Below are 9,412 nucleotides of genomic sequence, written 5' to 3' on the forward strand. Positions count from 1 at the left end.
GCGTTACCGCCCCTGGTAGGGGAGACGGGTGGTCATGTGAAACCCGAAGGCCTCCCAGATGGCTTGAAACTCCATTCCGTACGGCAATTCTTCGGCCCGCAGTTCCAGAACGTCGCCGATGCGGATGACGGAGAGCGCGTAGAAGCTGCGCTGGCCTGCCTTTGCCGGGATGGTGACGGACTTGCCGTTGTAGAGCCCCACGCTCATGGGCTGCTTGGGCTTCGGGAAGAACAGGGCGCGGCGCAGTTTCCGGACGTGGCGCAGCGGGATCAGAGCCAGGTCACCCTCGTAGCCGACCAGCGGGCGGTTGCCCGGAGTGGAGACCAGGACACCGTCCAGGTTTTCCGGCTCGAACTCGCCGGAGGAGATGGAACCAGTGCTGTACCCGGGCCCTTCCCAGACCGCACGGACGGTTCCGGCGACCACCAGGCTGCCCACCGCCGATTCCATCGGGGTCAGGCGCACCACCGGGTGCTGCCGGTCCAGGCTGCGCAGGTCGCCCATGCCCGGCGCCGCAAAGAGACGGCTGTGCAGGGGAGCGACGCGCACCGGCTCGGGCGAGCCGGACGGCGACGTCGGCCGCGTGGAAGCGCCGGCTCGGCTGCTGGCTGCCTCGGCATTGGGGGACAGGCCGAGCGAGAGCGACGGGGAGACCGACGGCGCAGCCTCCTGCCGGGGCGGCGGGGACAGCGAGAGGGAACCCGGTGCCGGGGCCGCCGAAGGCGTCCTTGAAGCAGGCCGAGCAGCCGGCGTCGTCCGCGGTGCCGACGGTGCCGACGCAGCGCTCGGTGCGGCGGCAGCCGGGGGTGCAGCCGGAGCCGCAGCGCGCGGCTTGACCCGGCGGCTCAGGAAGGGAAGGTCGGTGCGGACGGCCGACGAACGGTTAACAGCCATCGACTAGAGGTCGAATCCGAAGTCGGCAGCCAGCCCGCGCAGGCCGGTGGTGTACCCCTGGCCCAGGGCGCGGAACTTCCAGTCGGTGCGGTGCCGGTACAGCTCGCCGAACATCATCGCGGTGATGGTGTCCCGGTTGGCCGCGGGCAGGTCAAAGCGGACCAGCTCTCCGCCGCCGGGCCGGGCCACACGGATGTACGCGCTGCGCACGGCTGCGAAGGTGCCGGGTCCGCGCATTTCCGGATCGGCGTACACGGCAAAAACGATCTTCGAAACGGCATCCGGCACCCGGGACAGGTCGACGTCGATCTGCTCGGTATCGTCGTCGCCCTCGAAGACGACGGATCCCTCCGGGCTGGCGATCTGGTTGAAGAACACCAGGTGCGCGTCGGAGAGCACCCGGCCGTCGGAGCCGCACAGCAGCGTCAGCGGAACCAGTTCGGATGCGGGGCCGCGGCTGGGGATCACGTCCCAGCCCAGTCCCACCATGACGGAGGTCAGGCCCGGGTTTTCCGCGGTGAGGGCGGCGTTGGCGCCGGCTACAAGGGTTCCCATCAGTTCTCTCCGAAGGTCAGGGAGGAGGGGGAGAACTTGTCATCGAGGAACCGTCCGTGTGAGGACAGTTCGGCAATGGCGCCGGTGCGGACCTGGTTCTCCAGGTCCCGGGCAATGCCTTCCAGGATGGTCAGCTGGTCAACGAGCAATGTGGTCGCCTCTGAAGTCTCGGTCCGCTCTCGGTCGCTGAGGGCCACGTAGGCGCGCAGGGGAGTGGGGAGGTAATTGGTAATGATGGCGTTGAGCAGCACGCGCTGCTCGGTGGAGGCACCGTGGCTGCCCACGTACTCCACCAGCGGCGCCAGGATGTCGTCGATCTGCCGGACCATGGAGGTCACCGAGGTCGGCAGGGCGCCGCCGGCCCTGCGCACCGCGGTGCGCAGGTTCTCCAGGGACTTTACGGTCTCCTGGTGCTCGGCGTCGGGGCCCGACGGCGAGGCGGGTGCGGACAGCTCCGGCGCCGGGTCCGGTTCGGGCGAGTTGCCGAAGAGGGACCCGAAGAATCTGCCTACCGGCATGGCCGGCTCCTTTCCGCCGGAGCTGTCCTGGGCGGCATCTAGCGGGACTCGCTCTGGCGGGAGCGCTCGAGGTAGGGCCGGGCCTGCGTGATGGTGGACTCCAGGGACTTCACGGTCCCTTCCATGTTGCGGGCCGCCTCGGAGCGGAACGTGTCGATCGCGTCCATGGTCTGGTACACGTTGTCGAAGGCCTTCTGCAGGGTTTCCACGCTCACGCCGGAGGTGGAGGCCTGCTGGTGGATCCGGGCCGTCTGGTCCTTGAGCATTTCGCTGGTGCTCAGGATCATGTTGTTCGTGGTGGTGTTCACCGCGTCGATCTGGTCCAGCACCATCTTCTGGTTGGCCAGGGCCTGGGCCACGATCACTGCGGTGCGCAGCGCGGAAATGGTGGTGGTGCGGGCGCGTTCCACACCCTTGATCAGTTCCACGTTGTTCTTGCGGATCAGGTCCATGGCCAGGTAGCCCTGCACGGAGACGGCCAGCTGGGTGAGGATGTCCTGGCGGCGCTGGCGGATGGGGAAGAGGACATCCGCCTCCAGGGCGTTGGCCTGCTCAATCTGCCCGGCGTTCTTGAGCTTGTCCACCTTCTCCACGCAGGCGGCGTCGAGGGACTCGGCGAGCACGGAGTATTCGCTCAGGGTCTGCATGGTCTTCCACAGCTCCACCTTTTCACCGGCGAGCGAAGCGTTGTCCTTGAGCAGTTCATCCTGGCCGGCCATCAGGGCCTTGATGATCTTGTCCAGCTGCACCTGGGCGGACTCGTACTTCTGGAAGTACTTGGCCAGCTTGTTGCCGCCCGGGATGATGCCCAGGATCTTGCGGCCGGTGCCGAGGTTCGCCTGGTTCGGGGTCAGGTCCTCAACGGTGCTGCGCAGGTCGCCCAGAGTGGTGGCGACCTTCTTCTGCGCATCGTTGCCGGACTTCTTCGCACCGTTCACCGAGGTGGAGGAACGGTCCAGCAGACGGGACGAATACCCGGCGGACTGCACCATTTCGGAGCCGGCCAGCTTGTTGATGGAATCCACCTGCGCGGTGAATTCCGGGCTGCGCGCATCCAGCTTGGACACTTCATCCATGAAGGACTTGGCCTGCGCGGCGATTTCAACGCGGCGTTCCTCCGGCACCGGAACCATGCCCGGAGCGCTCTCGGGAGCGACCGGAGCGGGCGGTTCCGGAGCGTTCAGCACCAGGGCGGCTTCGGTGGCGTCCGGGGGAGTCAGCGGTGTGGTCATGGTCCAGCCTTTTCTTGGTTGAGCTGCGTATACGGAGGCGGGGAGTGTCCCGGACTGCGGAACACTCCCCGCAGGGTGTAGCTGAAAGGGCGAGTCTAGCCCAGCTGAACACCGAAATCGGTCGCGATGCCGGCCAGTCCGGTGGCGTAGCCCTGGCCCACAGCCTTGAACTTCCATTCGCCGTTATTGCGGTACACCTCGGCGAAGATCATGGAGGTCTCCGGAGCGGCGTCCTCGCTCAGGTCGAAGCGGACAATTTCGCTGTCATTGTCCTGGTTGATCACGCGGCAGTATGCCCCGCGGACCTGGCCGAAGTTCTGGTTCCGGACATCGGCCTGGTCGATGGAGACGACGATGACCACGCGGTCGACGTCGTCGGCCATCTGCGACAGGTCGATCAGGATCTGCTCGTCGTCGCCTTCGCCGGCGCCCGAACGGTTGTCACCCAGGTGGGTGACGGATCCGTCCTTGGCGGCGGGCTGGTTGTAGAAGATGAAGTCGTCGGAGGACCGGACCTTGCCGTTGGGCGCGATGATCAGCGCCGAGGCGTCGAGGTCGAAGGGCTCGCCCGTGGTGGTGCGCGGGTCCCAGCCCAGACCGACGACGGCCTTCTGCAGTCCGGGATCGGTCTTGGTGAGGGAAAGGTTGTTGCCCTTGGTGAGGGTCAGACCTGCCATGGTGTTCAGCTCCTTGTAGACGTGGGGGAGATTAGTCGAGGGTGATGCCGAAGTCGGTGGCAACGCCGTACAGCCCGGACGCATAGCCCTGGCCGACGGCACGGAACTTCCATTCACCGCGGTTGCGGTAGATCTCAGCGAAGATCATGCAGGTTTCCGCTGCGGCGTCCTCGCTGAGGTCGTAGCGGACCACCTCTGCATCGGTGTCCTGGTTGACCACCCGGCAGTACGCATCGCGGACCTGCCCGAAGTTCTGGTGCCGGGCGTCCGCCTGGTCGATGGACACCACAATGACCACGCGGTCGACGTCGTCGGTCAGGATGCTGAGGTCAATCAGGATCTGCTCGTCGTCGCCGTCGCCCTGGCCGGTGCGGTTGTCACCCTGGTGGACCACCGAGCCGTCCTTGGCGGACAGCTGATTGTAGAAAATGAAGTCGTCCTGGGAGCGCACCTTGCCGTCGGCACCGAGCAGCAGTGCGGAGGCGTCCAGGTCGAACGGATCGCCGCTGGTGGTGCGCGGATCCCAGCCCAGGCCGATGAGGGCCCGTTCCAGGCCGGGGTCAGCCTTGGACAGGGAAAGGTTGCTTCCTTTGGAAAGAGTGAGGCCGGACAAGGTGCTCTCCTTACGGACGGGCGGGTGGTTAGAGCGTGCGGGCTGCCGTGGGGATCAGGTCCTTGACGGTGCGGCCCTGGGCGCGTTCGCCGATGGCCTTGAAGCTCCAGCCGGAGCCTTCGCGGCCCACCTTGGCCATCACCATGGCCGTGTGGGTGCCGGCGTCGGTCAGCTGGTAGCGGGCAATCTCGGGGCTGCCGGGCGTCGAATCGTCGATCAGGCGGCAGAAGGCGTTCTGCACCTGGTCGAAGGTCTGCCGGCTGTAGCTGGAGATCACGAACACGATGTTCTGCACGGCGGGGGAGACGGCCGAGAGATCCACCAGGATGACCTCGTCATCGCCTTCGCCGGCACCGGTGAGGTTGTCGCCGGTGTGCTTCGCGGAGCCGTCCTTGCTGGCGAGCTGGCCGTACCAGACCTGGTCAACAGCGTTGCCGTTGGCGTCGAAGAAAATAGCCGAGGCATCCAGATCCACTTCGGCGGTCTTCTTGCCGAACAGCCCGCGCTTGGCCGGCGCAGCGGAATCCCAGCCCAGTCCCAGACGCGTCTTACTCAGTGCGCCGCCGTCCTTCTTCGTCAGTGAAAGCGACTGACCTTTCTGCAGGCTCAGGCCCATGATTCTCCCTCGTTAGTTTGTGTAGACAGGTTCTTTGCCTGCGCCGGACTTCGCTGCGCGCTTGTTGCGCACAATCGAGGAAGCCAGCGACGCAAGGATGAAGACGACACCGATCAGGCCGGTGAAGATCTCGTTGATCTCGATTTCGATGGTGAGCAGCAGGATGGTTGCCAGGGCGCCGATGGCCCAGTGCGCACCGTGGTCCAGGTAAACGAACTCATCCAGGGTGCCCTGCCGCACCAGGAACACGGTCAGGGACCGGACGAAGATGGCACCGATCAGGCCGAGGCCCAGAGCGATGATGATCGGGTCCGAGGTGATGGCGAAGGCGCCGATGACGCCGTCGAAGGAGAAGGACGCGTCAATGACTTCCAGGTAGAGGAAGAGCATAAAGGCGGCCTTGCCGGTGGCCTTCACGAGTTCGCCGTTGCCGGACTTCGGAGCACGTGCCTCTGCATCGTCGGCGTCGAAATCGTCGTCGCCGTCGACGTCGAACATGTCACCCAGGCCGGTGACCAGCAGGTAGGTGATCAGGCCGGCAGCGCCGGCGACGAAGACGTCGGTGGTGTGCGAGGGATCCGAGAGGCCGCCGGCGGCCAGCAGGGCACCGAGGCCGACGATCAGGGAAGCGCCGTTGACCTTGCCGATCTTGGAGAACGGGGTTTCCAGCCAGCGCAGCCAGCGGATGTCGCGGTCTTCGAACATAAAGTCCAGGAAGAGCATCAGCAGGAACAGGCCGCCGAAGGCGGCGATCTGCGGGTGCGCCTCGTGGAGGAGGTAGCCGTAGCTGCCCGGCTCATCCGGGTCGCCCTTCTCGAGGGCCAGCTGCAGGGCTTCGATCGGGTTGATGCTGGCGGTAATGCCCACAATGACCAGCGGGAACACGATGCGCATGCCGACGACGGCGATCAGGATGCCCACGGTGAGGAACATCTTCTGCCAGAAGACACTCATTTTTTCGAGGATGCGCGCGTTGACCACGGCATTGTCGAAGCTAAGGCTGATTTCCAGGACGCCCAGGATGGCGCAGAGGATGAGTGCCTCTACCCCGCCGTAGAAGAACGCCGTAACCAGCGCAGCGGCCGTAACAACAAACGACCAACCGAAAGTTTTGAAGAACACTCTGCTTGCAGCTCCTTCAGTTCCTGCGCGCAGCCGGTGGGGGCGGGAAGGGCAAAAACCAAGTAGGGGATGGATGAATCCGAAACGAATTAGGCTTCAGTATGTCGCACCCCGGAGGCCACGGGCAACTACCCTCCGTTGGCGTCGGCGGGGATGCCCGCGCCGATTGGCCGGTGGCACCCGCGGTCTGAAAAGATAATGGAAAGCCTGCTTACGAGGGCACCCATTTGAAGGAGGACTGCATGCAGGACGAAATGTATGGGAACGGCAATGCGGAACCGGTCATGAACATCCCGGCGGCCGACGTCGTCAGCGGCGGGGCATCCGCGGCAGCACCCGCCGAGGTGGATCCGGCCGAGGTCGCCATTCTGGCCCAGGCGGAGGACCCCGGAACAGATCCCCTTCGGCTGCAGGAGCTGGCCACCGACCATCCGCTGGCCCGGCCGGCTGTTGCCGCCAACCCGGCTGCCGGCCCGGAACTGCTCGAATGGCTGGGTGCGCTCGGCGACGCCGGCGTGAACGAAGCCCTGGCCCGCCGCGGCCGCTAAGCCGTTCTTTCCGCTTAAACGGAACATCCCGCTGCACGAAGCCTGTGCGGCGGGATGTTCCGTTTAAGCCGTGCACCTAGATCTCGGCGACGGCGACGAGCGGGAAAGTGGGGGTGCTGGATCCGCCCGCCGGTTCGACGGTCAGCGCCACGGCTCCGGCCCGGGCGACGTCACCGCCAAGCCAGATGCTGACGTCTCCACCGGCGAAGTGCGTATCCGGAACGGGGGTCTCGCCCTCGAGCAGCCACAACTGGTACTCCCGCCCCTCGCCGGGATCGGGCAGGGAGTCCGCAACGAACAAAGCTGCGTCTTCCTCGCGGGAAACGAACAGAGTGGCCGGGTTCCCGTTGACGTCCACGCGGTGCGTGGAAACGTCCGGTGCGGCCAGCAGCCGGTTTTCCCGGTCCTGTTCCTGCGCTGCCTGCTGCTCCTGCTGGCGCTGCTCCGACTGGGCCCCGAGGGTCCATCCGGCCACGGCGATTCCCGGAAGGAGGACCGCGGCTGCAGCTGCGGCCAGCAGGCGGCGGCCGCGGCGGCGTCGTCGTTCATCCAAGGAGACGACGGCGGCTGGCTCGCCCTGGAGGTCCGGCTGCTCTGTCCGGGGATCCGGCTGCTCTGTCCGGGGAGCGGGCAGCGGCCGGGTGCCGTGGACGGCGGAGAGCACGGAGGCGCGCAGGGCGGGCGGGGGAGTTGAGTCCGTTCCGGCGGCCAGATCGGCGGTGACCTCCGCGTACTCGGCCAGCTCGGCCCGGCAGCGGGGGCAGTCCGCCAGATGCTGTTCGAATGCGTCCCGCTCGGCCGGTTCCAGGGCATCCACGGCGTAAAGCGGTGCCAGCTCATGGATATCCCCGCTGTTGTGGCTGTGCTCGTTCATGATTGACCCCCCAATGCCGACCGAAGCTTCTTCAACCCGTCCCGGATACGGGCTTTGGCCGTACCCAACGGAATATCCAGCCGTACGGCCACCTCCTGGTAGGTGAATCCCTGGTAGTAGGCGAGGGCAACCGCTTCGCGCTGGAGCGGCGTGAGTGAGCTCAGACCGTTCCGCACCTCATGGGTTTTCATGCCCTGCTCCACCTCCTGCCACGTCTGGTCCACCGGTGTTCCGGTCGTCCGCTGGTCCTCATAAGTCTGTTCCCGGTCCCGTTCGCGGGACACCTGGCGCACCCGATCGACAGCCCTGCGGTGGGCAAGGGTGCCTAACCATCCAAGCACCGTTCCCCGGGCCGGGTCGAAGCGGGCCGACTGCTGCCAGGCCATCAGGTAAACCTCCTGGACAACTTCGGCTGCGATCTCCGGAGACCGCGTCACCCGCACCGCCAGTCCGTACACCCGGGACGACGTGGCATCGTAAAGGGCCGCGAAACCGGCCTCGTCTCCTTCCCCGCACCGCCGCACCAGCTCCGCGAGCTCGCTCCCGCGGTCATCCGGCGCGGCAGCCGGCACGGCAGCAGGTGCCGCTGCGGGCGAACGCCGGGCGGCGAAATCCGCCGGGCCACTCCCGGGGTCAGTCATGGGCTCCCACAGGTCATCCCTTCGGAGGCGGCGCCCCGCCGAGGCTACGGACGGGGATATGTTCGCTGAGAACACTGCCATACTTTCGCACCAAGCTTCGACCCGCCCGGTGCCGCAAACCCGTGAGGAGTTCTTCATGCCCGGTGTTCGCAGCCAACCGCTTGCCGGACGGGTGCCGCTCCCGTCCCTTGCGTGCAGGTAGCCGGTACAGATTTCAAAGTATTTTTTCCCGGCACCCATCCGGCAGGGGATCGGCTCCGAACCTTCCATGTCTAACCACCGATGCACACACCACGATGTGCACACCGACACGACGAAGGAACCGATCATGAACAAGAAGATGCGCCTGCTTGCCGTTCCCACCCTGGCCCTGGGTGCACTGGCCCTCTCGACGGCCCCGGCCATGGCTCACGGCGAAGACTCCTGGTCGAGCCAGGCCACATTGAACACCATGAATAATTCCGGCACCTCCGGCCAGGCCATGGTGGAGGTACACGGCATGGAAGCCAAGGTAACGGTCAACGTTTCCGGTGCGGCAGAGACGTTCATGGACGGTCCCTTCCCGCACGCCCAGCACATCCACATCGCCGCCCAGGGCGTCTGCCCCGGGCCCGACGCCGACACGGACGGCGACGGCGTCGTCAACACCACCGAGGGCCACCCGTTCTACGGCCACATCGGCAACTCGCTCACCACCGAAGGCGACACCAGCGCAGACTCCGCACTGGCCGTGGAGCGGTTCCCGGGCGGATCCGCCTACACGTACGAGCGCACCTTCGACCTGACGCCGGAGACCGCAGCATCGCTGAAGGACGGATCTGCAGTAGTGGTAGTCCACGGCGTGGATCCGACTCTGATGCCCGCCGCCGCGTCTGAGAAGATGTCCGACCTTGACCCGTCGCTGCCTGCCGCTGCGACCCTTCCGGCCGCCTGCGGCACCCTGGCCGGCTCACAGATGGATGCCATGCCCGAAGGCGGAGCTGACACCGGTGTGGAGGCAGCAGCCAGCAACGGCAACACTGCCGGAATTGCCGTAGCCGGCGCCGGTGTCCTGGCTCTGGGCGGCGCCGCGATGGTTCTCCGCCGTCGTGCCAACGCCTAAGACCGAACCTCGCTGAAGCG

General features: G+C 66.2%; 13 protein-coding genes. 3 read left to right on the forward strand and 10 right to left on the reverse strand.

The window, feature by feature from the left end; translation table 11 throughout:
• Window positions 1-3: 3 nt before the first annotated feature.
• Window positions 4-504 carry a hypothetical protein gene (locus N2K95_RS03560; protein WP_260652949.1) on the reverse strand — a complete coding sequence of 167 codons (501 nt, stop codon included), beginning with the start codon at window positions 502-504 and terminating at the stop codon, window positions 4-6.
• Here N2K95_RS03560 and N2K95_RS03565 point away from each other — a divergent pair.
• On the forward strand, window positions 503-901 hold the full coding sequence (locus N2K95_RS03565) for a hypothetical protein (RefSeq protein WP_260652950.1): 399 nt from the start codon (window positions 503-505) through the stop codon (window positions 899-901). The two genes, N2K95_RS03560 and N2K95_RS03565, sit on opposite strands and share 2 nt — an antisense overlap.
• Here the strand turns inward: N2K95_RS03565 and N2K95_RS03570 are convergent.
• The 7 genes from N2K95_RS03570 to N2K95_RS03600 form a co-directional block, all read right to left on the reverse strand.
• Complete coding sequence (locus tag N2K95_RS03570; RefSeq protein ID WP_260652951.1) at window positions 898-1,449, reverse strand: TerD family protein; 552 nt, start codon at window positions 1,447-1,449, stop codon at window positions 898-900. The two genes, N2K95_RS03565 and N2K95_RS03570, sit on opposite strands and share 4 nt — an antisense overlap.
• A complete protein-coding gene (locus N2K95_RS03575) occupies window positions 1,449-1,967 on the reverse strand; it encodes a hypothetical protein (RefSeq protein ID WP_260652952.1) in 519 nt (172 codons plus the stop codon). The genes N2K95_RS03570 and N2K95_RS03575 overlap by 1 nt, the downstream gene beginning before the upstream one ends.
• A gap of 38 nt (window positions 1,968-2,005) precedes the next feature.
• The gene (locus N2K95_RS03580) at window positions 2,006-3,199 is read right to left on the reverse strand and encodes a toxic anion resistance protein (RefSeq protein ID WP_255793082.1); all 1,194 of its coding nucleotides are present in this window, start codon (window positions 3,197-3,199) and stop codon (window positions 2,006-2,008) included.
• Window positions 3,200-3,294: 95 nt separating this feature from the next.
• Complete coding sequence (locus N2K95_RS03585; RefSeq protein ID WP_260652953.1) at window positions 3,295-3,876, reverse strand: TerD family protein; 582 nt, start codon at window positions 3,874-3,876, stop codon at window positions 3,295-3,297.
• Between the two features lie 31 nt (window positions 3,877-3,907).
• Complete coding sequence (locus N2K95_RS03590; RefSeq protein WP_260652954.1) at window positions 3,908-4,489, reverse strand: TerD family protein; 582 nt, start codon at window positions 4,487-4,489, stop codon at window positions 3,908-3,910.
• Between the two features lie 28 nt (window positions 4,490-4,517).
• Entirely contained in the window at window positions 4,518-5,105 is a 588-nt protein-coding gene (locus tag N2K95_RS03595; protein ID WP_260652955.1) for a TerD family protein, read from the reverse strand.
• Window positions 5,106-5,117: 12 nt separating this feature from the next.
• Window positions 5,118-6,227 carry a DUF475 domain-containing protein gene (locus N2K95_RS03600; RefSeq protein WP_260652956.1) on the reverse strand — a complete coding sequence of 370 codons (1,110 nt, stop codon included), beginning with the start codon at window positions 6,225-6,227 and terminating at the stop codon, window positions 5,118-5,120.
• Window positions 6,228-6,469: 242 nt separating this feature from the next.
• Here N2K95_RS03600 and N2K95_RS03605 point away from each other — a divergent pair, with 242 nt between their 5' ends.
• On the forward strand, window positions 6,470-6,775 hold the full coding sequence (locus N2K95_RS03605) for a variant leucine-rich repeat-containing protein (protein ID WP_255793086.1): 306 nt from the start codon (window positions 6,470-6,472) through the stop codon (window positions 6,773-6,775).
• Between the two features lie 76 nt (window positions 6,776-6,851).
• Here the strand turns inward: N2K95_RS03605 and N2K95_RS03610 are convergent, their stop codons facing one another.
• Window positions 6,852-7,649 (reverse strand): anti-sigma factor, encoded by a 798-nt coding sequence (locus N2K95_RS03610; protein WP_260652957.1) that lies wholly within the window; start codon window positions 7,647-7,649, stop codon window positions 6,852-6,854.
• Window positions 7,646-8,290 (reverse strand): ECF RNA polymerase sigma factor SigK, encoded by a 645-nt coding sequence (gene sigK, locus N2K95_RS03615; RefSeq protein WP_260652958.1) that lies wholly within the window; start codon window positions 8,288-8,290, stop codon window positions 7,646-7,648. Before sigK ends, N2K95_RS03610 begins: the two co-directional genes overlap by 4 nt.
• Window positions 8,291-8,618: 328 nt before the next feature.
• Here sigK and N2K95_RS03620 point away from each other — a divergent pair, with 328 nt between their 5' ends.
• Complete coding sequence (locus N2K95_RS03620) at window positions 8,619-9,392, forward strand: hypothetical protein (RefSeq protein WP_260652959.1); 774 nt, start codon at window positions 8,619-8,621, stop codon at window positions 9,390-9,392.
• Window positions 9,393-9,412 lie beyond the last annotated feature (20 nt).

The organism is Arthrobacter zhaoxinii (assembly GCF_025244925.1).
In the GTDB taxonomy this organism is placed as follows: domain Bacteria; phylum Actinomycetota; class Actinomycetes; order Actinomycetales; family Micrococcaceae; genus Arthrobacter_B; species Arthrobacter_B zhaoxinii.

Bases quoted from the DNA above. Each gene is read 5' to 3' on its own strand.
- N2K95_RS03565 (WP_260652950.1), top strand. From the start codon at position 503: ATGCCCGGCGCCGCAAAGAGACGGCTGTGCAGGGGAGCGACGCGCACC.
- N2K95_RS03560 (WP_260652949.1), bottom strand. From the start codon at position 504: ATGGGCGACCTGCGCAGCCTGGACCGGCAGCACCCGGTGGTGCGCCTG.
- N2K95_RS03570 (WP_260652951.1), bottom strand. From the start codon at position 1,449: ATGGGAACCCTTGTAGCCGGCGCCAACGCCGCCCTCACCGCGGAAAAC.
- N2K95_RS03575 (WP_260652952.1), bottom strand. From the start codon at position 1,967: ATGCCGGTAGGCAGATTCTTCGGGTCCCTCTTCGGCAACTCGCCCGAA.
- N2K95_RS03580 (WP_255793082.1), bottom strand. From the start codon at position 3,199: ATGACCACACCGCTGACTCCCCCGGACGCCACCGAAGCCGCCCTGGTG.
- N2K95_RS03585 (WP_260652953.1), bottom strand. From the start codon at position 3,876: ATGGCAGGTCTGACCCTCACCAAGGGCAACAACCTTTCCCTCACCAAG.
- N2K95_RS03595 (WP_260652955.1), bottom strand. From the start codon at position 5,105: ATGGGCCTGAGCCTGCAGAAAGGTCAGTCGCTTTCACTGACGAAGAAG.
- N2K95_RS03605 (WP_255793086.1), top strand. From the start codon at position 6,470: ATGCAGGACGAAATGTATGGGAACGGCAATGCGGAACCGGTCATGAAC.
- N2K95_RS03610 (WP_260652957.1), bottom strand. From the start codon at position 7,649: ATGAACGAGCACAGCCACAACAGCGGGGATATCCATGAGCTGGCACCG.
- sigK (WP_260652958.1), bottom strand. From the start codon at position 8,290: ATGACTGACCCCGGGAGTGGCCCGGCGGATTTCGCCGCCCGGCGTTCG.
- N2K95_RS03620 (WP_260652959.1), top strand. From the start codon at position 8,619: ATGAACAAGAAGATGCGCCTGCTTGCCGTTCCCACCCTGGCCCTGGGT.